Raw genomic sequence first — 20,110 nt, 5'->3', positions numbered from 1 at the left:
GAACGAACGAGGCTGAACCATGTGCACACTTGCCCTTATCGGCACGGCTCTTTCCGTCGGCGGCGCGCTGGTCGAAGGCCAGCAGTCGAAGCAGATGGCCAACTACCAGGCCAAGGCCTACGAGCAGCAGGCGCAGGCCGACGCGCAAAGTGCCGCTTTCGAGCAGAACCAGGAACGCCATAAGCAGGATCTCCTGCTGTCGCAGGCGCGCGCCCAGGCCGGTGCCTCGGGCGTCGGCATAGCCGGCTCGCCGACCGAGGTGCTGGCCGCCAATGCAAGGCAGGGCCAGCTTGATCTCGACGCGATCCAGTACGGCTCGAAACTGCGCCAGAACAGCCTGACCACGCAAGCCGCCATCTCGCGCTTCTCCGGCAAGCAGGCGGCCACGGCCTCGATCTTCAAGGCCGGCAGCAATCTCGTATCGGGTCTCTCCGGCCTCTACGACCCGACCAAGGCCGTGACTTTCGGCAGGGGCGCCTTCCCACCGCCGCCGGGCGGCTTTTCCACCGGAGGCCTCTACTGATGGCCACCATTCCTCTCAATATAGCCCAGCGCCGGCTCGATACCGGCAACGCGCCGCAATATCCTCAGGGATCGCCAGTCGGCGGCGCCATGCAGGGTCTCGGCAATCAGCTTTCCGCCGTCGCCGCGCGCTACCAGCAGATGAAGGACCAGCAGGAGGCCTTCGACGCCGAACTGGCGCGCCGCCGGTTCACCGGCCGGATCGCGCAGGCGGAAGACGAGGTGGCGGCGAATGCACCGCCCGACGGCGCCGGCCTGCATGAGGCCATGTACGGCCAGGTCGATCCGCGCAACGGCCGGGTGGTCAAAACAGGCCTGTTCGACACGCTGTTCGACAATGCCCTGGCGGACATGCCCGAGAGCCAGCGCGCCAATTTCGCCAGGCAAAAGGAGGCGATGCGCGCTATGCGCGCGCGGCCCATGGCGCAGCGGCAACAGACGCGCCGCGACGAGTATGAGTTGGCCGAGTGGACCAAGATCGACACCATGTCCACCGGTTCCATTGCACAGGGCGACCCGAACGACACCGAGACGTTCGAGGCGATCCGGCAGAGCGGCTTCGACCTGATCGCCAAGATCGGCAACCCGATCATTCGGCAAACAGCCGAGGCCACCTGGCGCGGCAACACGGCCAAGGCGCTGGTCCAGGCAATGATTGCCAAGGACCCGAAGCGGGCGGCGGAGATGCTGGGTGCGGGGCAGGCTGGAAGCCGGACAAAGGACGATACTGCCGAGGAGGCTGGTGGCTCCAACGCCTCGAGCACATCGACATTCGATAGAAGCAGTTCGGCGACGCCTGATGACAAGCCAGCTATCCTCCTCGACGCCATCACGTACTTGAAGCCCAGCGATGTCGCAGCACTAAGGGATCAGGCCAACACTGCGACAGCAGCACAGTTGGTCGGCGCTCGCGCCAAGGTGCAACTCGCGGAGCAAAACGCTCCGGCTGTCATCGCCGCCACGGGCGAATATCCCGAGGAGAAACCGACCGCACAGGATTTCGTCAATATCTACGGTGCGGAAGACGGCCCGAAGCATTTCGAGCAATTCAGAATAACGGCGGGCGTCGCCAAGGCCTTTAACGACATGTATCGGGCGCCGAACCAGGCGATACATGCCGAACTTCGGGATTTCGAATCCGAGCCCAATGGCGCACCGGAAGAGCGCGAACGATACGAGGTAAGAGCTGGCGCCGCCCAGTTGATCATGGGCGCCAGGGGCGCCGATCCTGTCAATTATGTTGGTCAAGTGTTTCCGGGGTCGGCCCCGGATTGGAGCAAGGTTTCAACGCCTGAGGATTTCCAGGCTGCCATCACCTGGGCCATTGCCGCCCAACAAGAGATGGGTTTCGACAACGGACTGCCACTGCCTTGGGCTGTGGCCGACCAGCGGGCCGCGAAATACATCGACCCAAGCAAGCCATTTGACCGGCGTTTTGCGGAGTTGAGTTCGATTGTCCTAGTGGATTGATTCCAACGTTTGGTGCCCGCGCCTGACGGCGGCGATGATTTTGTGTGGGTCGGCTCTCCAGACGAACGGTCGGGATTGCTGATTGTGCTCGGTGATGAAGCGATTGATGGCGGCCTGGAGATCGACGACGGAGTAGAAGACACCGTGCTTCAGCCGGCGGCGTGTGAGCTTGGCGAAGAAGCCCTCGACAGCATTGAGCCATGAGCAGGATGTCGGCACAAAATGGAAGGTCCAGCGCGAATGCCTGGCCAGCCAAGCGCGTACTTTGGGCTGCTTGTGAGTGGCATAGTTGTCGAGGATCACATGGACGGCCTTGTCGGGCGGAAGTTCAGCCTCGACGGCGTTGAGGAAGCGGATGAACTCCTGATGGCGATGGCGCTGCATATTACGGCCGATCACCGAGCCATCGAGGACGTTGAGCGCGGCGAACAGGGTCGTCGTGCCGTTGCGCTTGTAGTCGTGCGTCATTGTCGCCCCGCGACCGCGCTTCAGCGGCAACCCCGGCTGAGTGCGGTCGAGCGCCTGGATTTGGCTCTTTTCGTCGACCGACAGCACGATGGCATGAGCGGGGGGCGAGACGTAGAGCCCGACCACATCGTGAAGCTTCTCGGCAAACGCCTTGTCGTTGGACAGCTTGAAGCTGCGCCAGCGGTGAGGCGCAAGGCCATGGTCGTGCCAGATCTTCACCACCGAAGACGCCGCGATGCCGACCGCCTTCGCCATCGCGCGGACCGTCCAGTGCGTCGCCTCGTGGTCTGGCGGATCGAGTGTCAGCGCCACGACCCTGTCGACCAGCACAGACTGAAGCGGTGCAATGCCCGGTGGCCGCGTCTTGTCGCGCAGCAGGCCGTCGACGCCTTCGTTCATGAAGCGCTCCTGCCAGCGCCACACGCAGGTCTTCGACTTGGCTGTCATCGTCATGATCGCGGCGGTCCCCAGGCCATCACCGCTCAACAGAATGATCCGCGCTCGCCAGACATGCTTCTGAGGCGAACTCCGTGCTGCGACGATCCCTTCAAGCCGAATTCTGTCCGAAGCCGTGATGTCGATGCTGATACCAGTGCGCATCCCGCAATGTCGCATGCCGAAGCGATCCGGGGAATCCCAAAAAGGACTCTTCTGTCCCGATCAATCCACTAGCGATTCGCGACCCGGATGCGCGCAGGGCCACGGCCAAACAAATTTCGCTGGCAGCGGAAGCCCAATGGCGGGCCCGGGCCATCCAAGATCCGAACATGACGCCAGAGTTGCTGGAAGCCCAACTTACGGCGCTCAGGGAAGGATTAGCTTGGATTGGGGAACACCCGGCCCAAGCCCAGTACAGCACAATGCCATTTCTACAGCAGTTCGGCTTGGCATTCGGCGATATCGGTCGTCTCACGGCCAAGGGCGGAACCGCCGGCGGTGCGGACGCGATCTCCGCCGGGCTAGACTCTGCTTTGTCGGGCGGGAGCTACCAGGACCTTCTCAAGGATGAGCAGGCCCGAACCGAGGACGCCGAGGACCGGGCAGGCTCGGCCGGTTGGGTGGCGGAGGCCCTCGGCGCCGGCCTGTCAGGATACGGCCTGGCGAAGGGTTTGTTCGGTTTGCTGGGCCGCGCAGGCATCGGCGTGGCGGAGAGCGGTGGCTTGACCGGTCTTACCGCCCGAACCGGCGTAGGGGGCGTGGCGGGTGGCACTTATGGTGGGGCATACGCCTACAACACAGGCGGCAGCGTTCCCTGGGGGATTGCCAATGGCGCGCTTTGGGGTGCCGGCGGCAATGTCCTTGCTGAAGGACTTAGTGTCTGACCCGAAAAGAAGTTGGGTGATATCAGCGGCTTGTGATTCAGTCGGTGTTGCGAAGCATCGACGGAGAATCCCATGTGGACCGATATCACCCGAGCCAAGCATGCCCGCAAAGGGCTGCGGTATTCAAGCGATTTGACGGATATGGAGTGGGCGGTTCTTGATCCGGTGATTCCGCCCCGGTCCCGACTTGGGCGCCCGCCGAAATGGTCGCGGCGCGAGATCATGAATGGACTGTTCTACGTGCTGCGCAGTGGCTTGCCATGGCGGATGCTGCCCAGGGACTTGCCGCCGGTGTCGACGCTGCAGCGCTACTTCTACGCTTGGCGCGACTGCGGCCTTTGGAGCACCATCAATCATCTGCTGCTGATGAGCGTGCGTCTGGCCACCGGTCGCCAAGCCTCACCCAGCGCCGGCGTGATCGACAGTCAAAGCGTGAAAACCACGGAGAGCGGCGGGCCTTGCGGTTACGATGCCGGCAAGAAGATCAAAGGCCGCAAGCGCCATATCCTCACCGACACCCTGGGTTTGCTCGTCGGCGCGGTCATCCATACCGCCGATATCCAGGACCGCGACGGCGCTCCCGACGTTCTGGCCTCCATTCGAGCCAGCTTTCCTTGGCTGCGCCACGTCTTCGCCGACGGCGCTTACGCCGGTGAGAAGCTTGAGACCGCCCTTCATGGGAAAGGCGACTGGACGCTCGAAATCATCAAACGATCCGACACCGCCAAGGGCTTCGAAGTGCTTCCACGTCGATGGGTCGTCGAGCGCACCTTTGCATGGTTCGGACGAAACCGACGCCTGGCCAAGGACTTCGAGGCCACGATCGAAAGTTCCACCGCATGGCTCTTGCTGGCCTCCGCTCAGCTCATGACGCGCAGGCTGGCAAACCATTGATCCGCTTCAAAAACATTATGAGTCAGACTCTTAGCGCAATTGGCAGGCAGGTGGTGGCGAAAATCACCAAGCGTGTCGCCGATCCCCCCGAACCACGCAGTCCAGAAGCCGCAGATACCGCCGTAAATAAGCAAGCCGTAGATACTACCGCTTCGGAGTCTCTTGTAGAGTTCGGTGCATCGAATAGCGAGACTAACAGCTGGTTAATCCGCGAAACTCCTGCTGGGCAGGACATACACGTATACCATATGCGCAAGTGGAATTCTGTTCAACGGGAAGCAGCAGCCCTGAAAGCCCAACGACTGAGTAACAGTGACGCCTCAGTAAACCGTGATTCGGCTCGGGATCCAAAATCTGTTCGCCGAAGGTATATTGAGGCTGGCAATGAGGTTGCGCCCGATGAAGATGTAGATCACATCCGCGATCTGCAGTTAAATGGTTCGGAGGAATTATCCAATTTGGCCGCCTTGGACCGGAGCGTTAACCGCAGTTTCGGGCCTCAGATAAGGCACCGGATCAAGGATCTGCCTCATGGGGCGAGAATCAACAAAGTGACGATTGGAGACCGCTAGTGTTTGACACATTCCGACGAACTTTTCCCATGGACGCTGCGCGAACACCCGCGGTTGACAATTTTCCGCTGGACACGGACGTGACTGGGTTGAATGAATTGCTCACGGGTTTTGGCGGCGCTTCGTTCAAACGTGGTCTATATCGGATCATCCGTGCATCAGACGTCGCGGATTGGAATGCCCGTGTCTGCCTGGGTTTTCCTAAATTCGCCGGACGGATCACCTGCTTTGGTTACGACTGGCAGGGGACGGCATTTGCGACCGACACATGGCGATTGGAGCAGGGAGAACCAGGCGTCGTGATGTTTGAGCCAGGCACGGGAAAGGCCCTGCAGATACCCGCTAATGTCCGAACTTTCCATGAGGTCGAATTGTTAGAGGACGAAGACGCTGCGCTAGCCGCAAATACATACGCCGATTGGCGGAGGGCTGGTGGCGCTGAGCCTTCCTATGACCAATGCATAGGTTACAAGAAACCACTGTTCCTGAATGGCAAGGATGAGATCGATAATCTGGAACTGTCGGATCTTGAAGTCTACTGGCATCTGATGGGCCAAATCATAATCCAGACCAAGGACTTGCCGCCGGGAAGTCCTGTTCGAATTAATCTTGGCTGATAGAAAGCGCAGTACAGGCTGAGCGGCGTCGGCAGGCTGGCATCACCTTAATGGCAGGCTTGGCACCGCCGACATTGAAGGCCTGTCCGACATTCTGGAGTTAACCTCCCGGCCGAGACATGGAAGATATTTGAAAATAGTGCACTGTCACCGTAATTCGCATCCGATGATGGGACATAACGCGGTACTCTTGCGGCAATGGGCGATTTGCGGCTGCGCCGAGGCAGGAGATGCCCGGCAATTGCATGCGCACGCCCATTGGCTCAAATCTCTCTGCGTGAACCAATACTAAAACAATGCTGTCCTCGGCCGAGTCAGCGCCTTGCCGTTGACTATTCCTGGGAGGATTCGGCAGGGCGCGGTGGCCAGCCTGCCGTTGGAAAAGCCGCCAAATCCGCAATGTCACAGCCACGCTTTCGCGAGGCTTTTTTTATGGAGCACGCCTCATGGCCCGACCCGCAACCGCCGCCGTTCGCCTGCTGACCGGCGAGCGCGAACCCGTGCGCCTGGCGACGACGGCGAACCTGGAGACGATCATCATCGATGGCGTTGCCTGGATCCAGGGTCTCAAGGTGGTCGATGGAGTCCAGACCACGATCGGCGACCGAGTGCTGGTCAAGGACCAGGCCGATGCCAGGCTGAACGGCATCTATACGGCGTCGGAAGGCAACTGGTACCGCGCCGCCGACGCGCGAGCGGGACGCACGATGCAGAAGGGGACGACGGTGCATGTCCAGGAGGGCACGGTTTCGGCCGCTTTCGTCTATGCCTTCCAAACGCTGAACCCCGTGATCGGTGCCGACGACATTATGCTGTCGTTCTACCAGTCCGACGACACGGTCGGGGATATTCGAGACGCCGCGCAAGGCATCATCGACCAGGCCCAGGCGGCCGCGGATGTAGCGACCGGCGCCATGACAACCGTGCTCGATCCACAATTCGCGACCAAGGCGACGGCAGAGGCATACTCGCCGGCGATTGCGCCGGATTACATCAGGACTGCGTTCTACGACGTCAACCAAGTGGCCGGCAGTGGCGGTGTTTATCGAAAGAATGGCACAACGACCGGCGATGTCGTCATCACCTTGAACGACAGCGTCACAGTCGTCGGCTATACCCTTACCGACACGCCGTCGGCGTCACAGAAGGGCGCTCGCAAGAATAACTCCAATGACGATGCGCCGGCCGTGCAGGCGGCGCACGACCTAGCGTTGGGCGGGGTCAGGCTGCCAGCCGGTTCCTACAAGATGGTGCCAGGTTCGGTCTCGCCTTTCACCTTCGGCAATTTCCCTACGGTGAACGTCTATCGTGCGGTCGCACTGACTACGGACAACATCACTTTCAGTGGCCATGAGGCGGTGTTGCACGGCGTGAGCCGGGCCAGCGTTATCGCGGCGGATGTCCAGCCGGTCTTCTCGACTGACAAGAACATGACCGTCGGCGCCCGGAAGAACATCACGTTTGATGGTGTTACCTTCGACCCTGAAAATAATGTCGATGCCACGAACAGCAACCAGCGCTTTGTCTATGCGGTCGGCGTCGACGGACTGAGGTTTCTTGATACCAAGGGCGGTTCCAGCGGCAGCCGGCGCGGCTACTACGCCCACATCCAGAACAGCAAGAATGTGCAGGTCGACGGGCATCGTCACCAGAAGGTGACGGGCGGCTTCAATGTTCGCTATGTCGACGGCTTCGTGATGACGAATTTCCTTTTCGAAGACTTCTCGGAAGCGATTGACCTCGATGGCGCCAGCCAACGTGTCGTCATCCGCAATGGAGCGTTCAAGTCGACCTCGCGCGTGAACCAGTGCATCGACGTCAACGACCAGGTCGACGCCTCAATCGGTGATTTTTCAGTCAACAACACCGGAAACATCGTTACCGTAAACTACAAAACGACGACGCCCGATACCTTTGCGGAATATGTCGCAGGCACAATTGTTAGGAATTTCCAGGTCGGGAAGCGCATCCTTCTGTCAAACATCTCAGGCTCGGCGGTTGGCTCAGCGGCCGCTCCGGCTTTCTATATCGGGTGGGATTGGTCGGCAGGGAATCATGCCGGCGCGGCCCCGGTGCAGGACATTACTCTGCAGAACATTGTGCTCGACGATCACGGCTACTTCGATATTCGCGAGGCGGTCAACCTGAAGCTCAAAGACATCACATCCTACCGGGCACAATGTGGTTTCAACCATGCCGTGAACTGCATTTCGGCCGGGTCGAATGCCGATCAGATCGCTTGGTCTGATCTCGATGTCGATATCGACGGACTGCGCATCGAGGCATCTGACAAAGGCGGCCTGAATATTTCGACACCATCACGGGCAAGGGTTCGGCGGCTGATCACGCGGGGGAACAACACGCTTGGTGGCACGCTTACGGATCTAACAATCACGGGGCTCGCCACTCGTGCCGGACGCGCTTCCGTCGATGAGTGCGATATCGGCGGCAATGTGGTGCTGAACGGCGACAGCACCGCCATAGCGGCTTGGGCTGGCGACACGATCTACAAGCGCAACGCTATTGTGACCAATGGCGGGAATTTCTATCGCGCGACAGCGGAGGGGAAATCAGCCAGCAGCGGCGGGCCAACGGGAACGGCGCTTTCTATCACAGATGACGGCACAGCTTCGATTTCGGCCTGGGCAGGGTCGACCGCCTATATGGTCGACGACGTTCGGTTGAATGGCGGTGGATACTTTATCTGTATGACGGCGGGCGCCTCGGCGGCCTCTGGCGGTCCGTCCGGGACAGATCAACGCATTGCCGACGGCACCGTAGTTTGGCGACCGATTAACGGCGCGATAAAATGGGAATATCTGCTCGTGCCCTATTCGATCCGGTGGGGCAAGAACAACCGTGTGCGCGGTACGGTGACTATCCAGGGCGATGCCCAGAAATTCATCAAAGCTGAGAAACAGACTGCACATGTTGGCGACCTCTCAGCGACAGGAACGGTCATCTATCCGATCATGACAACGGACCGGCGAGGTGCGGTGACAGCCGTCGCCTACACGGTGAACGCGGATGCTTCTGCCGACGCAAGCAACTACCGTACGCTGCTGCTTCGGCGCTATAGGACCGGCGTAGCAACAACGATCGCGACGGTTGACACCAAGTTGGGACTGACCGCGTTCATTCCTTCAGTTGCCGCGGTCACCGCAGCTAACGCCACGCTTGGCTTCGAACCCGGCGATGTGCTGGCAATCACAAGCAACTCTGCCGGAAGCGGAAAGGGTCTTTCTGGGCTTGCAGTGACGCTCTCGTTTATGGAGTTTTGACCGGCGCAGTGCAGTGCGGCGGGATTTGGTCACCTGCCGTGGCATGGGGCGCTGGCAAAGATGACCACAATGATAACGAGGTGGGCCACCAGTGCCAAAAGGCTACCTGCCTGTTCGCCGTCGTTGCTTTCCTGGTGGTCATCTCTGTCCAACATTGCTGCAGCCTATTTTAATCGTCGCCAAGATGACGAAAACCAGAGGATATGTCAGCTTCAGCTTCGTGGCCAACAGCACAATGGAGAGACCAATGCCTAGCGGCGGTAAGGTCAACAAGTAGGCTGCAATTCCGACAACCGCCCACAATCCGTAGCGCAATAGGAAATCAAGGCCGACACCGAGATAGCCGAACGTAAAGAACATCGGAATTTGGCTTTCGCTCAGGCCAAATAGCGTGATCCGCTGGTAGGAAAACGCCCATTCCATCATTTGGTCGTGCTGAGTTCCCTCGACATAGAGTTGAGATCTTGTCTCAAGGTTTAGCATCGCCCAATAGATCAGGATCGCAAGCGTCGCTATACCGACTGCCGCAACGAGTAGCCGGTATCTACGAACGGCGAAAAACTGATGAACGCCTACAACGCCGCAAAACATGGCGACGAACATCATCCCGCCCAACGACATCGTGGCGATGGCCGACAGAATGCCGAATACAGATATCTTGGACAGTTTGCGCGAGAGGGCGTATTCGCCAGCAAGTAGACTCGCGATCATGGTCGAATGCGTACCCGGCTCATTGGACAAGCCTGCAAAGCGCGGTATTCTGCCCATAGCGAGTTCAAGCCCCTTCCTGCTTATGACCGCTTGGTCCGCAAGGCCAAGGCTGGCGAGTGGGTCAAAGTAGACTCGGAACATCGCAAAGTAGGTGACCTGGAAAAAAACCATTGCGGCGTGGATTACTATTGCACACCGCAGCCCGACCAACAATGAGCGAGGGTCTTTCGAAAAGCATGCGGGATGAGGACGAGAGCTAGCGTGCTGCCGATGGTGCCTAGAACGGCCTTAGTTCCACCATCCTCTGCGGTGGCCAGAGTGCCGCACATCCCGACGAGCAAAAAGGCGATGATCCAGAAGACGTTAGCCTTGATTGGCGCATTCAGCAAAGGGACCAGCATACGAAGCCCGACGTAACAGAAGGCGGCCATCCCGAACTGCGGGAGGTAGACGCTCTGAAGGCTCATCGCGATGACGGCTGCGGCGACGTAAAGCGTTTTCAGCTTATCGGCAAAAGTTGCCCGCCTGGTTGCCGGGATACTTGATGTCTGGGCATAATAGTGTGACATCTCGTCAGCAGGGCTTGTAGCCAGGGATTGTCCCGCAAAGAATACCAGCATCCGCCAAGGCTGTCGCCAGGTCGAGCGCTCCGTCTATCTTGCATTGCGCTACGGTCGATGCTCCGAGCATCGCTACCGTTTTACCGTCGCATGGTGTTCCGCCGCCAACCGGTCTGCATTTCACGTACGCGATGTCGTAAGAAGCCTTGACGGCGAGGGTGGCGGTTTGCGCCGACATCGCACTAGATGGCCTAACTCCGCAAAGGACAACGGAAGTGCCGTCCACCTTGAAAGAGTTGGCAGTAAGGACGGTTAGTCGGCCCTTGATGTCTTTGATTTCTGCCGGCCTCGGTTCTGTCTTGGGAACCCGAGGGGTGGCGCACGTGAGGACGCCAACAGCCACAATCAGTCCAAGACCGACAGCGATGGCAAGGAAAGCAATTGGTCTCACGGTTGTCTCACCCCGAATCAGCCCTCACTGCGCCTTTATAAACGCGATTGTTCCGCCAACCCGGCCAAACTCCGTAAATCCACGACTGATTATGTCCCGCTCCAACTCCAGCGCTTCGGCGGGACCGGTCAATTTGGGGTGGAACTCGATGATGAGCTTTTCAAATGGCTCAAAATGGTTTGGCGGAATGCTCGTTTCGGCACCTTCGATATCCATGATCAGGACATTTGGCTTTAATGGAAGCTCTGAAACGATTGTCGGGATTGAGAGCATAGATACCGTGAGCCGTTCGGCTTCGTTGTCTCGACGCAACGCGCTGGACGACCAGAAATTTCGGCTGATACCGAAGCTGATTGAGCCGTCGGACGGGCCTACAGCGACGGTCTTGAGAACGGGCAGGCTGATCCCGTTGAGGCGAAAATTCTCCCGGATGGATGCCTCCAGGCGAGGGTTCGCCTCGACCATGCAGTAATCTTCGATGCCGATGTCGATCATGCAGTTCAGCGCCATGAAGCCGATGGCGCTGCCGGCCTCAAGTACCCTGTCGTGGCGGTTCAGAACGCGCGAAGCGAGAGCTGCATCTTGAGCCTCGTAGCCTCTGGCCATGACATACCGCATGCGGCGGGAGACGCCATCCAAAGACAGAGTGATGTCCCGGACTGTTACCGTTTTTCTGCCGGTGGTAAGAATTTCAAAGCCGCGATCGCGCACGTTCCGGATGGCTTCCAGATCATCTTGGTTCCCTACAAGCTGGAATCAGCAGCCGAATGTAAACGTGCAGGCCCGGCCGCTGGCAAGGTGCGTGGCTCATGTCCACGGCTTGCCTGGTTCAAGGTCTTCCCGACTTCGGATTTACCCTGATTACAACACGACGATCGCTTTGCACGGCAGGCGGTGCGCAGGGCTTTCCCGCCTCGCATCCCCTCGACCGTAAAATTCCCATCGCCCGTCCCGATCATAGTTCAACCTTCAAAGGAACCAACATCATGGACCGCAACTTCGCGCGGGCGCTTGCGCTCGTCTTGAAATCGGAAGGCGGCTGGTCGGACAATCCGGCTGATCCCGGTGGCGCCATCATGAAAGGTGTGACGCTTGCCAACTTCCGCCGCTACGTGAAGGCCGACGCGACGAAGGCGGATTTGCGCGGGATCCACGACGGGCAGATCGCCACCATCTACCGCCGCTTTTACTGGGATGCCGTGCACGGCGCCGAACTGCCCGATGGCGTCGACCATGCCGTGTTCGATTTCGCGGTGAACAGCGGGCCTGGCCGGGCGGCGAAATATTTGCAAGCGGCCGTGGGCGTCGCACAGGATGGCCGGATCGGGCCGGTGACCCTTTCGGCGGCCAACGCAAAGCCGGCCGGCGTCATCATCGATGCGCTTTGCGATGCGCGGCTGACGTTTCTCAAACGGCTGCCGACATGGCCGACATTCGGGCGCGGCTGGTCCGACCGCGTCAAGTCGGTGCGGATCCAGGCCTTGCTGATGTCGGCACAACGGCAGGCGGCGGCCGCGCCGGAGCCTGTCGCGCAGCCGCCCGAGGTCGAGAAGCCTGCCGCCGAGGCGCCGGCGATCCAGCCCGGACCCTCGGCGTCGCCATCCGGCGGCAAGGCGGCTGCCGCGGCTGGCATTGTCGTTCTCATGGCCGGAACGCTCGCTGTCTTCTGGCATCACGTCACCGAATTTTTCGGGAGTGTCTTCTAATGAAATGCTTCAACACCAACGCGCTGCACAATCTCCTCAACACGCTGATCGCCATCATCTGCGGTGGCGCCCTGGCCGGCTTCGACTGGACGCTGTTCGGCGTGGGCGATCGCACCGCGCTTCAGATCAGCGGCGCCATTGCCCTTGCCAAGATCATCGTCAATGCGGTGCGTGACGGCCCGCGTGGCATGGTCGCGCCGTCGCCGGCGCGGGAGACCTGAGATGGGAGCACTCGTCCTCGCACTGCTTGGCCAGGCCTGGCCGTATCTGCTTGCAACGGGTGCCGCGCTCGGCGGCCTCTGGACGGCTTACGCCAAGGGCAAGGCAAGCCAGAAGGCCAGGCAGGATGCCGCCGACGCCGCGGCGCGCACTGAAGCCCAGAAGATCGATGACGCCGTCGCCGGGCGGACGCCGGATGATAACAGGGGGAGGCTGGCCAGATGGTCAAGATCGTAGCGCTCGTGCTCCTGCTGGCCGGCTGCACCAGCACCGGCGGGTCGTTCTGCGCGGCCGGGCATCCCATCCGGCCGGCAAAGGCGGAGGTGGCGACACTTTCCGACGCGTCGGTGGCGGCGATCCTGGCTCACAACGAAAAGGGCCGGAAGCTCTGCGGATGGAGGTCATGATGCACGATCTTTTCGACCTGCTCGGCATCAAGGGCCCGGTTGTCGCCGCCGGCCTTGCCGGCGGTGTCCTGCGCGCGCTATCGCGGCATCGCTACAAGCTGCGCGAAATGGTGGCCTCGCCGATCTGCGGCGCGCTTGCCGCGGCCTACCTGACGCTGCCGGTGGTTTCCTATGTCAGGATCGCAGGCCTGCCGATGCCCGATCCCGCCGACGACACCACCACGCTGGCAGCGGCATTTCTGATCGGTGTCTGCGCCATGTGGATTTCGGACGTCCTGTTCGAGTTCGTCGTGCGCCGGTTCAAGTCGGTGCCAGAAGAGTAGCTGCTGGCGCCGGTTGGTGTTGTTTGCCAGCGACTGTTTGACAGAATTCCAGAGACACTTTCGTCATAGCCCGCTCCGGTTCCCCGGAGCGGGCTATTTTGCGTTTCGGGACTGGCTTGATGGCCGCTTTATCCGTTTCCACTTGGCTCCCGCGCCAAAGTTCCGACCCCAGCGAGCTTGCGTCAATGATCCGGCCTGGCAAGCCTCAGAGCCGTTCGTCGTTTCGCCGAAACACTGAACCCGCCCAATCTCCTTTGGGCGCAATTCCCATGGGAAAGCGCTATGCGCATTTCCCGGGAAAACCGTTTCACACTTTTCCTGGAATTCCGCTAGGCCAGGATGTTGACCGCGCGTGCCGCGACCAGGGCGATGGTCAGCAGTGAGATCATGGCCTCGGCCATCATCAGCAGCTTGGCGCGCTGGCTGAGTGGCAAGGTATCGGTGGGCGAAAACGCCGTCGCGTTGGTGAAGGCGAGGAAGAAATAGTCGACGAAGCCGGGCAGCCAATCGCGAAGCTCACGATCGTTCAGCGTCATCTGCGCGAACAGGAAATCGGCCTGCGCGAGCTTGACCAGGCCGCAGGTCGGCGGTCCGCCGCGGTCGGTGCTCCAGAACCACAAGGCAAAGACGATGACGTTGGTGACCCAGATGTTGAGCGCGTCGATCAACAGCGTCGTGCCGCTGTTGCCGGCATGGCCCTCCAGCAAGGCACGCACCAGCAAGACCAGCGAACCGCAATTCATAACGCTGATGATGACGGTCATGGTCAGGGCCGCTCTGCGGATCATGACGCGAAACTGGCCGATCGCATGCCATTCGTGGTCCTCGACCGCCTTTCGGGTGGCGGCCTGTGTCCAGGCTGTGGCCACCGACAAGGGCAGTAGCAGGGCGGCCTCCAGCGCCGGGGCCAGCCAGCGCGGCCCGAATGAGAGGTCGTTGATGACCAGAATCTGCAGGCAGATGATGACCAGAACGGCCGCACGCGCCATCCAGAAGTCGAGCGCACGGTAGTGGATGACGGCATGGTGGTGGCGCATTTTTCAATCCTGGATGCTCGTTGGTGGGGCGTGGCCGGGGAGCCGGTCAGGCGTAAACGACGCCCGCCGCGATCACGGCCAATGCGCCATGCCTGGCATGTTCGAGGTGCCGCAGGAGGACGTTTCCATTGTCGTCTTGCTTGCGTGTGAAGGGAGAGGCAGCATCGTGACGCGAAACTCTGCCTCAATCTTGGTCTTGCAATGGTCGCTCAAGTATACATTTTCGTAAGCTTTGAGTTCTGGGCTGTTCGAAAAACCGTCCGGTGTGATTTATCCACCGCATGACGCGAATCGATGAACCCATCAACGGCTGGCTGCCGGTCGGCGGCTCTGTTCCAGGCGACTGGCGCCAGTCGTCGATCTGGTCGCATCTGACCCGATATCCGGAAGCTGTTCTGGCACTGTTATGCCTGACGCAGATCCTGTGCTGGACCGTGGTGCCGGCGCTTGTCGACGCAGCACCGCCCGGCGATGTCGTCGAGGGCTTCATGTGGGGCCGCGAATGGGTGCTGTTGACCTACAAGCATCCGCAGCTTCCCGGCTGGCTGCTCGAGACCAGCCACCTTCTGACCGGATCGTTCCGCTGGCCGCAATATCTGCTCGCCCAGCTCGTCGTCTCGGCGACCTTCATCTTCGTCTACCTGCTGGCCCGCGACATGCTCGGGAGAATCCGCGCGCTGGCCGCCGTGCTTTTGATGCCGTCGCTCTATTTCTTCGGCTGGCCCACTCCGCAGTTCAATCATGACTATGCGCAGATGCCCTTCTGGGCCGCTATCTGCTGGCTGCTGTGGCGCGCAAGCCCTGGTGGTGGGCCGGGCTGGTGGCTGGCGCTCGGACTGGTGTCGGGCGTCGGGCTCTATGCCAAGTTTTCCACCGGACTGCTGTTGCTCTTCGGCGCGATCTGGCTGTTGTCGGACACACGGGCACGCGGTCGGCTCGCCACGCCCTGGCCATGGCTCGGGCTTGCGGTTTTCCTTGCCGTCGCCGCGCCGCTGGCCGTCGAGCTCTACCGCATCGATTTCCTGCCGCTGACCTATGTCGCCGGCCGCGATGAATGGGTGCTGGTCCACCGCACCCGCCTTTATTATATCGGCGTCCAGATGGCGGGGCTCTGCGGCTTTCTTCTGGTGCTGTCGATATCAGGCCTGTTGCGGCGCTCGCCCGCGCCGGAAGAGCCCGTCGGGCGCAGCACGCTGGTCTATGTCGTGTGGATGGGGCTTGGTCCGGCGGCCCTCGTCATGCTGGCTTCGCTGTTCACCGGCGCCGGCGAGGCCTGGGGCGCGCCGATGTACAATCTTGTCGGCGTTGTGGCGATCGCCTTGCTGGGCCATCGGCTCGGCGCCGTCGAGATGCGCCGGCTGGCGATCTGCGCGTTCGCCTGCATTGTTGGCATGTCCGGTGCCTATGCTTGTATCCGCTGGACGGGCTGCAATTTGCGCGGGCGCATGGACGCCGTCTGCTGGCCGGCCCAGCAGATCTCGGATGAGGCCGAGGCCGTCTGGCACGCGGCGGTGCCCGGTCGACTCGACATTGTCGGCGGCGACACCCGTATCGCGATGCTGGCGGGCCTCAATGCCTATGACAAGCCATCGATCTTCACCGAGCTCGACATGCGGCTCGCCCCCTGGATCACCAGCCAGCGGCTGCGCGACCACGGCATACTCCTGGTCTGGCCTGGGCGCGGCGTGCCGCCTCGGCTGCAGGCGTGGCTGGGCAACATCTCGGTCAAGACCGTTCTCTTCGACTGGTCGCTCAAGGCGCCGCCGGTGGCGATCAGCTTTGCCGCCATTCCGCCTGGCGTGAAGCAGTTGCCGGGTGTGATCGACGGCCTCGCCCGATCGAGCAACTGAAGTAGATCCACCGCGTCCGCTGGACGAAGCAGGTGATAGTGCCCATTTATGGCGAGACCACTTGCTTTTGAGGAGACGTGATATGGCGACTTCGACCGAACGCGCAGTCCTTGCCGGCGGCTGCTTCTGGGGTATGCAGGATTTGATACGGCGCTATCCCGGCGTCATCTCCACCCGTGTCGGCTACAGTGGCGGCGACGTAGCCAACGCCACCTATCGCAACCATGGCAGCCATGCCGAAGCCGTCGAGATCAATTTCGATCCGGCTATCATAAGCTATCGCACGCTGCTGGAGCGCTTTTTCCAGATCCACGATCCGACGACCCGCAACCGGCAGGGCAACGATGTCGGGATGAGCTATCGCTCGGCGATCTATTACACCAGCGATGAACAGAAGCGCGTCGCCGACGACACCATCGCCGATGTCGATGCCTCGGGTCTGTGGCCGGGCAAGGTCGTCACCGAAGTCGCGCCGGCCGGTCCCTTCTGGGAAGCCGAGCCTGAGCATCAGGATTATCTGGAGAAATACCCCAACGGCTACACCTGCCATTTCGTCAGGCCGGGCTGGAAGCTGCCGGTTCGTGAGAAGGCGGTTTCGTAGATTCGCAACTGCGATTTGCCATGCATTGCTGCTCGACGGGGTCGTCGAGCAGGTCATCGCATCCAAACTCCTTTAACCAGCGCGCCTTGTCGCGTCGGTGAAGCCATCGAGCTCTTCACCAATATCCGAAAGTGCCCTTCGAACGATTGTCTCGACCGTGTCTTGCCGATCGGGATCGAGTAAACGAAGACCTCGTTGGATTGCATCGCGCCAGCTGGCACCGCGATTCCATGCTTCGGAGAACACCACGGCGAGATCATCTTGCCGGCGGGCAGCTGCCATCGCCTCGACCAGCAAGCTTGCCTGAAGAACATCTTTTTCCCGTTTTGCCGCGCCGTTTGCATTCGCTTGGCGAAGAGAGGCGACAATCAGTTTGTGGACGGCATATCGCTCGGGTGAGGGGACCAATACCGGGACTCCGGATCGATGCAACAAGACTGTCCTTACGGGTTCGCGGATCAGAAAATCCAGGAATCGCAAGGGTTGTGCCGATGCGCCGCCCAGCGACGGCATCGCGCTCGCGTGGTCGGCGTAGTCGTCGCCACCCCGGTTTGGGGTCAGGAATTCGACCTTGTACCGGGAAGCGTTTTCGAACTGGGTCGTGCGATTGGCATCCGTTCGGTGCGGAATTTCGCGAAACGACGGATCGATATCGCGCAGCACATCCATGATCGGTGGCAGACTGTCGCCCACTTCGACGGAGACCGAGTGAAATTGGGCAAAGTCAGCATCGCCTGTCTGTAGCGCCACCCCCGGCAGCCTTACGCCCAGATATCCGGCGTAGGCCTGGAATGCGACCGTGCCGACAAGTACGCCCCGCAAGCGGAAAAACCCGGCCTTGCCAAGAGCTTCGACGATATCGCCGGTAAATTTTTCCGGCTCCATCAACCCAGCCTCGCGAACAAGCGTCGATACGAGCTTACGACGGCTTTTCAGATCGCTCTTGATTTCCCTGAAGGCGGCGACGCGTTTTGCGATCTCGGGATCGTCGGCCGGACCGACATATCGTCTTGTCGTCTTCGGCCTGGTCTCCTCGAAATACCAGTAGTCGCGGCCTTTTACCGGAACCCGTACGAAATTGCCTGCCGTCGAGAAGTCAGTTTGGAACGAGGCGTCCAGGCTTCGTTGCACGAGTTCAGCGAACAGAGTGCGATAAGCGATATCGATCGATTTCATGGCGGCGTCCGACCAGGGCCTTTGCGTTATAAGAAATTTGCAGTTCTCTTATAACTGCGCGCTTCTGCTCCTGGTTTCAAGTGGTTATAAGAAAATTGCGAAAACCTTATAATCGCCCGACCTGAACATTTTGGCCAACCGCTATGTCAGCTTTCCTCCTATGGTCGGACTGGCGCCATCTTCATACGCCATGTGGCAATCGATCGCGGCAGGCTGCAAGGGTTTCATGCCTGCGTCGGGAATTCGCCCGGGATGGCCAACTTGGTCGCCGTCAATGGTCAGCTGGTCGTTTCCAGCCGCGACATGGCGCTTGCGATGCAGGGCGTCGGCGTTGCCTTCTGGGCGGAAGAGCTGGTGCGTCCGCTGATCGACGCCGGCAAACTGGTCTCGCTGCTGGATGAGTGGTGCGCGCCTTTTCCTGGCTGGTTCCTCTGTTATCAGAAGCAGCGCCATACATCGCCGGCGGTGCGCGCCTTCGTCGATTTCCTGCGGCATGCGCATACCGACCGTCAGACGATGTCCGGCGGTTAACGATGCGCCGCAAACCCGCGGAGCATTCGCTCCGCAGGTTTTGTTTTCGCTCCGATTGGCGACAACTTACTTGCCGCAATGGTTGTCGTTGACTGTCGGCGAAGCCGTGCCCGGCGAGGTGCCGATGGCATCTGGCTGTGCGCCCTGCGGACCGGCCGGGCAGTTTTCATCCGCGTTGGAATTCATGCCGTCGGGCATGCCGGTCGTGCTGTTGGTTATGCCCGGGTCCACAGTGTCCGGCTCGACCGTATTGGGTGAAGCCGGCGTGCTCGGCTCAACCGTCACCGATTTGCCGCTTCCGCCTCCGTTTGCACCGTTGTCGCCAGCGCTTTGCGCCATGGCTGATGTAGCCAGACCAATGGTGAGAGCCGAAGCTGCGAGGATTTTCATGAACATGGTTTGTCTCCATTTCCGTGAACTCGTCGCTCATTTCTACGAAGGTGATCGCATCGCGACTGTGGGGACAACCGGTCGCGGCAGCGAAGGTTCCCGATAAAATTCCGCTCAGGCGCACCATGCCTGGCGCAATGCTATTGGCGCAGCGCACTGAAAAAACGGCTTTCCCTTCAGCTCGAATGGTGCTTTAACTTGCGCATCCACAGGGGTGCTCCGTACGGTCGGGGCTGAGACGGGGGCGGCAAGCCCACAGACCCTAGAAGCTGATCTGGGTAATACCAGCGGAGCGAGGCGGGCGATGTTTTCAGGCGCACAGATTTCCCTATATCCCATGGCCGACGATTTCGTCGGCGTCATCCTTGGCGCGCTCGGCGCGCTCGATCCTTACCGCGACAAGCTCAGGATCGAGACCGACGACATCTCGACCTTGCTGGTCGGGCCGCCCGAAGTGCTGTTTCCCGCCATGCGCGACCTCTTCGTGGCGGCGGCACGCAGCGGCAAACATTGCGTGTTGTCGGCCACTATCTCGCGCGGCTGCCCGGGCGAGCCGGATGATCCGATCTGCCGCTCCGATGCACTTGGTGGGCCTGTCGGACCACTCGGCCCACGCAAAGATGCGGCCATCGCGGCGGTGCGCAATGCTGCTGCCACCGGCCAGCCGGCGGCCGCGCAGTTCTCGCTCTATGTGATGGGCACCGACGACCACATGGACGAGATCTACGGCTGCATCGACTTTCTCAAGCAGTCCGGCGTCTATGAGCGTTCCAAGCATTTCTGCACGAAATTGCGCGGTGATGCCGGTGCGATCTTTTCGGCGCTGGACGAAGCTTTCTGCCGCTTCGGACCAGGCGCCGGTCACGTAACCCTCGACGTCACGGTCTCGGCCAACAGCCCGTCGGCTGTCTGAGCCAGTCGCGCTCTCGCGCGGCCGTCAAAGGTTATCTCCCGTGGTCTCATCATCAGTCGCTTCGCGCCCGATCGCGAGCCTTCTTGTCA

The 20,110-nt window shown here is 60.6% G+C and carries 23 protein-coding genes and 1 riboswitch; of the genes, 16 read left to right on the top strand and 7 right to left on the bottom strand.

From position 1 onward, the window contains the following. The first annotated feature begins 19 nt into the window (after positions 1 to 19). Both ACFOJ9_RS21215 and ACFOJ9_RS21210 read left to right on the top strand, forming a co-directional pair. A complete protein-coding gene (locus tag ACFOJ9_RS21215) occupies positions 20 to 523 on the top strand; it encodes a hypothetical protein (RefSeq protein ID WP_378981001.1) in 504 nt (167 codons plus the stop codon). Then, a complete protein-coding gene (locus tag ACFOJ9_RS21210) occupies positions 523 to 1,992 on the top strand; it encodes a hypothetical protein (protein ID WP_378980999.1) in 1,470 nt (489 codons plus the stop codon). The genes ACFOJ9_RS21215 and ACFOJ9_RS21210 overlap by 1 nt, the downstream gene beginning before the upstream one ends. Here ACFOJ9_RS21210 and ACFOJ9_RS21205 read toward each other — a convergent pair. Continuing rightward, entirely contained in the window at positions 1,981 to 3,060 is a 1,080-nt protein-coding gene (locus ACFOJ9_RS21205) for an IS630 family transposase (protein WP_378977646.1), read from the bottom strand. The two genes, ACFOJ9_RS21210 and ACFOJ9_RS21205, sit on opposite strands and share 12 nt — an antisense overlap. Positions 3,061 to 3,320: 260 nt before the next feature. Between ACFOJ9_RS21205 and ACFOJ9_RS21200 the strand changes: the two genes are divergently transcribed. The 5 genes from ACFOJ9_RS21200 (at position 3,321) to ACFOJ9_RS21180 (ending at position 9,146) form a co-directional block, all read left to right on the top strand. Further along, positions 3,321 to 3,782, top strand: a complete 462-nt coding sequence (locus ACFOJ9_RS21200) for a hypothetical protein (protein ID WP_378980997.1) — start codon at positions 3,321 to 3,323, stop codon at positions 3,780 to 3,782. 72 nt (positions 3,783 to 3,854) lie between these two features. Continuing rightward, positions 3,855 to 4,676 carry an IS5 family transposase gene (locus tag ACFOJ9_RS21195; RefSeq protein ID WP_378976343.1) on the top strand — a complete coding sequence of 274 codons (822 nt, stop codon included), beginning with the start codon at positions 3,855 to 3,857 and terminating at the stop codon, positions 4,674 to 4,676. After that, entirely contained in the window at positions 4,673 to 5,248 is a 576-nt protein-coding gene (locus ACFOJ9_RS21190; protein WP_378980995.1) for a hypothetical protein, read from the top strand. The genes ACFOJ9_RS21195 and ACFOJ9_RS21190 overlap by 4 nt, the downstream gene beginning before the upstream one ends. A 29-nt stretch (positions 5,249 to 5,277) precedes the next feature. Then, positions 5,278 to 5,865: a T6SS immunity protein Tdi1 domain-containing protein gene (locus ACFOJ9_RS21185; protein WP_378980993.1), complete on the top strand. Its 588-nt coding sequence runs from the start codon at positions 5,278 to 5,280 to the stop codon at positions 5,863 to 5,865. A 446-nt stretch (positions 5,866 to 6,311) separates the two neighbouring features. Further along, positions 6,312 to 9,146, top strand: a complete 2,835-nt coding sequence (locus ACFOJ9_RS21180) for a hypothetical protein (protein ID WP_378980991.1) — start codon at positions 6,312 to 6,314, stop codon at positions 9,144 to 9,146. 138 nt (positions 9,147 to 9,284) lie between these two features. Here ACFOJ9_RS21180 and ACFOJ9_RS21175 read toward each other — a convergent pair whose 3' ends face one another. The 3 genes from ACFOJ9_RS21175 to ACFOJ9_RS21165 form a co-directional block, all read right to left on the bottom strand. Next, positions 9,285 to 10,028 carry a hypothetical protein gene (locus tag ACFOJ9_RS21175; RefSeq protein WP_378980989.1) on the bottom strand — a complete coding sequence of 248 codons (744 nt, stop codon included), beginning with the start codon at positions 10,026 to 10,028 and terminating at the stop codon, positions 9,285 to 9,287. A 14-nt stretch (positions 10,029 to 10,042) separates the two neighbouring features. Beyond that, entirely contained in the window at positions 10,043 to 10,426 is a 384-nt protein-coding gene (locus ACFOJ9_RS21170; RefSeq protein ID WP_378980987.1) for a hypothetical protein, read from the bottom strand. A 466-nt stretch (positions 10,427 to 10,892) separates the two neighbouring features. Next, positions 10,893 to 11,579 carry an FkbM family methyltransferase gene (locus ACFOJ9_RS21165; protein WP_378980985.1) on the bottom strand — a complete coding sequence of 229 codons (687 nt, stop codon included), beginning with the start codon at positions 11,577 to 11,579 and terminating at the stop codon, positions 10,893 to 10,895. Positions 11,580 to 11,854: 275 nt separating this feature from the next. On the opposite strand from ACFOJ9_RS21165, the gene ACFOJ9_RS21160 reads away from it, so the two are divergent. Genes ACFOJ9_RS21160 through ACFOJ9_RS21140 form a run of 5 tightly spaced genes read left to right on the top strand, consistent with a single transcriptional unit; the run spans position 11,855 to position 13,523 of the window. Further along, positions 11,855 to 12,574 carry a glycoside hydrolase family 108 protein gene (locus ACFOJ9_RS21160; RefSeq protein WP_378980983.1) on the top strand — a complete coding sequence of 240 codons (720 nt, stop codon included), beginning with the start codon at positions 11,855 to 11,857 and terminating at the stop codon, positions 12,572 to 12,574. Beyond that, positions 12,574 to 12,795, top strand: coding sequence for a hypothetical protein (locus tag ACFOJ9_RS21155; protein WP_378980981.1), 222 nt, complete (start codon positions 12,574 to 12,576; stop codon positions 12,793 to 12,795). Before ACFOJ9_RS21160 ends, ACFOJ9_RS21155 begins: the two co-directional genes overlap by 1 nt. 1 nt (position 12,796) lies before the next feature. Further along, positions 12,797 to 13,030 (top strand): hypothetical protein, encoded by a 234-nt coding sequence (locus tag ACFOJ9_RS21150; RefSeq protein ID WP_378980979.1) that lies wholly within the window; start codon positions 12,797 to 12,799, stop codon positions 13,028 to 13,030. Then, positions 13,015 to 13,200, top strand: a complete 186-nt coding sequence (locus ACFOJ9_RS21145; RefSeq protein WP_378980977.1) for a hypothetical protein — start codon at positions 13,015 to 13,017, stop codon at positions 13,198 to 13,200. Before ACFOJ9_RS21150 ends, ACFOJ9_RS21145 begins: the two co-directional genes overlap by 16 nt. Beyond that, entirely contained in the window at positions 13,200 to 13,523 is a 324-nt protein-coding gene (locus ACFOJ9_RS21140) for a hypothetical protein (protein WP_378987927.1), read from the top strand. Before ACFOJ9_RS21145 ends, ACFOJ9_RS21140 begins: the two co-directional genes overlap by 1 nt. A 329-nt stretch (positions 13,524 to 13,852) precedes the next feature. On the opposite strand, the gene ACFOJ9_RS21135 is transcribed toward ACFOJ9_RS21140, so the two are convergent. Next, positions 13,853 to 14,560 (bottom strand): hypothetical protein, encoded by a 708-nt coding sequence (locus tag ACFOJ9_RS21135; RefSeq protein ID WP_378980975.1) that lies wholly within the window; start codon positions 14,558 to 14,560, stop codon positions 13,853 to 13,855. Positions 14,561 to 14,841: 281 nt separating this feature from the next. On the opposite strand from ACFOJ9_RS21135, the gene ACFOJ9_RS21130 reads away from it, so the two are divergent. Further along, positions 14,842 to 16,410 (top strand): glycosyltransferase family 39 protein, encoded by a 1,569-nt coding sequence (locus ACFOJ9_RS21130; RefSeq protein WP_378980973.1) that lies wholly within the window; start codon positions 14,842 to 14,844, stop codon positions 16,408 to 16,410. Positions 16,411 to 16,492: 82 nt separating this feature from the next. Further along, positions 16,493 to 17,011, top strand: coding sequence for a peptide-methionine (S)-S-oxide reductase MsrA (msrA, locus tag ACFOJ9_RS21125; RefSeq protein WP_378980971.1), 519 nt, complete (start codon positions 16,493 to 16,495; stop codon positions 17,009 to 17,011). A gap of 72 nt (positions 17,012 to 17,083) precedes the next feature. Here msrA and ACFOJ9_RS21120 read toward each other — a convergent pair whose 3' ends face one another. Continuing rightward, positions 17,084 to 18,187: a nucleotidyltransferase family protein gene (locus ACFOJ9_RS21120; protein WP_378980969.1), complete on the bottom strand. Its 1,104-nt coding sequence runs from the start codon at positions 18,185 to 18,187 to the stop codon at positions 17,084 to 17,086. 252 nt (positions 18,188 to 18,439) lie between these two features. Here ACFOJ9_RS21120 and ACFOJ9_RS21115 point away from each other — a divergent pair, with 252 nt between their 5' ends. Then, positions 18,440 to 18,718, top strand: coding sequence for a LysR substrate-binding domain-containing protein (locus ACFOJ9_RS21115; protein WP_378980967.1), 279 nt, complete (start codon positions 18,440 to 18,442; stop codon positions 18,716 to 18,718). A gap of 66 nt (positions 18,719 to 18,784) precedes the next feature. Here the strand turns inward: ACFOJ9_RS21115 and ACFOJ9_RS21110 are convergent, their stop codons facing one another. Continuing rightward, complete coding sequence (locus tag ACFOJ9_RS21110; protein ID WP_378980965.1) at positions 18,785 to 19,114, bottom strand: hypothetical protein; 330 nt, start codon at positions 19,112 to 19,114, stop codon at positions 18,785 to 18,787. A 194-nt stretch (positions 19,115 to 19,308) separates the two neighbouring features. Beyond that, positions 19,309 to 19,422, top strand: a riboswitch (TPP riboswitch). On the opposite strand from ACFOJ9_RS21110, the gene ACFOJ9_RS21105 reads away from it, so the two are divergent. Then, positions 19,413 to 20,021: a YkoF family thiamine/hydroxymethylpyrimidine-binding protein gene (locus ACFOJ9_RS21105; RefSeq protein WP_378980963.1), complete on the top strand. Its 609-nt coding sequence runs from the start codon at positions 19,413 to 19,415 to the stop codon at positions 20,019 to 20,021. It overlaps the preceding riboswitch by 10 nt. Positions 20,022 to 20,110 lie beyond the last annotated feature (89 nt).

The sequence above is a fragment of the Mesorhizobium cantuariense genome (genome assembly GCF_042647205.1).
GTDB classification, from domain to species: domain Bacteria; phylum Pseudomonadota; class Alphaproteobacteria; order Rhizobiales; family Rhizobiaceae; genus Mesorhizobium; species Mesorhizobium cantuariense.
Note: the sequence above shows the minus strand (reverse complement) of the source record. Positions and strands in the feature narration are given on the sequence as shown.

What these genes read in the sequence shown, in the direction of transcription:
- ACFOJ9_RS21215 (WP_378981001.1), top strand. Translation starts at nt 20, where the DNA reads ATGTGCACACTTGCCCTTATCGGCACGGCTCTTTCCGTCGGCGGCGCG.
- ACFOJ9_RS21210 (WP_378980999.1), top strand. Translation starts at nt 523, where the DNA reads ATGGCCACCATTCCTCTCAATATAGCCCAGCGCCGGCTCGATACCGGC.
- ACFOJ9_RS21205 (WP_378977646.1), bottom strand. Translation starts at nt 3,060, where the DNA reads ATGCGCACTGGTATCAGCATCGACATCACGGCTTCGGACAGAATTCGG.
- ACFOJ9_RS21200 (WP_378980997.1), top strand. Translation starts at nt 3,321, where the DNA reads ATGCCATTTCTACAGCAGTTCGGCTTGGCATTCGGCGATATCGGTCGT.
- ACFOJ9_RS21195 (WP_378976343.1), top strand. Translation starts at nt 3,855, where the DNA reads ATGTGGACCGATATCACCCGAGCCAAGCATGCCCGCAAAGGGCTGCGG.
- ACFOJ9_RS21185 (WP_378980993.1), top strand. Translation starts at nt 5,278, where the DNA reads ATGGACGCTGCGCGAACACCCGCGGTTGACAATTTTCCGCTGGACACG.
- ACFOJ9_RS21180 (WP_378980991.1), top strand. Translation starts at nt 6,312, where the DNA reads ATGGCCCGACCCGCAACCGCCGCCGTTCGCCTGCTGACCGGCGAGCGC.
- ACFOJ9_RS21175 (WP_378980989.1), bottom strand. Translation starts at nt 10,028, where the DNA reads ATGGTTTTTTTCCAGGTCACCTACTTTGCGATGTTCCGAGTCTACTTT.
- ACFOJ9_RS21170 (WP_378980987.1), bottom strand. Translation starts at nt 10,426, where the DNA reads ATGTCACACTATTATGCCCAGACATCAAGTATCCCGGCAACCAGGCGG.
- ACFOJ9_RS21160 (WP_378980983.1), top strand. Translation starts at nt 11,855, where the DNA reads ATGGACCGCAACTTCGCGCGGGCGCTTGCGCTCGTCTTGAAATCGGAA.
- ACFOJ9_RS21155 (WP_378980981.1), top strand. Translation starts at nt 12,574, where the DNA reads ATGAAATGCTTCAACACCAACGCGCTGCACAATCTCCTCAACACGCTG.
- ACFOJ9_RS21150 (WP_378980979.1), top strand. Translation starts at nt 12,797, where the DNA reads ATGGGAGCACTCGTCCTCGCACTGCTTGGCCAGGCCTGGCCGTATCTG.
- ACFOJ9_RS21145 (WP_378980977.1), top strand. Translation starts at nt 13,015, where the DNA reads ATGGTCAAGATCGTAGCGCTCGTGCTCCTGCTGGCCGGCTGCACCAGC.
- ACFOJ9_RS21140 (WP_378987927.1), top strand. Translation starts at nt 13,200, where the DNA reads ATGCACGATCTTTTCGACCTGCTCGGCATCAAGGGCCCGGTTGTCGCC.
- ACFOJ9_RS21135 (WP_378980975.1), bottom strand. Translation starts at nt 14,560, where the DNA reads ATGCGCCACCACCATGCCGTCATCCACTACCGTGCGCTCGACTTCTGG.
- ACFOJ9_RS21130 (WP_378980973.1), top strand. Translation starts at nt 14,842, where the DNA reads ATGACGCGAATCGATGAACCCATCAACGGCTGGCTGCCGGTCGGCGGC.
- msrA (WP_378980971.1), top strand. Translation starts at nt 16,493, where the DNA reads ATGGCGACTTCGACCGAACGCGCAGTCCTTGCCGGCGGCTGCTTCTGG.
- ACFOJ9_RS21120 (WP_378980969.1), bottom strand. Translation starts at nt 18,187, where the DNA reads ATGAAATCGATCGATATCGCTTATCGCACTCTGTTCGCTGAACTCGTG.
- ACFOJ9_RS21115 (WP_378980967.1), top strand. Translation starts at nt 18,440, where the DNA reads ATGGCCAACTTGGTCGCCGTCAATGGTCAGCTGGTCGTTTCCAGCCGC.
- ACFOJ9_RS21110 (WP_378980965.1), bottom strand. Translation starts at nt 19,114, where the DNA reads ATGTTCATGAAAATCCTCGCAGCTTCGGCTCTCACCATTGGTCTGGCT.
- ACFOJ9_RS21105 (WP_378980963.1), top strand. Translation starts at nt 19,413, where the DNA reads ATGTTTTCAGGCGCACAGATTTCCCTATATCCCATGGCCGACGATTTC.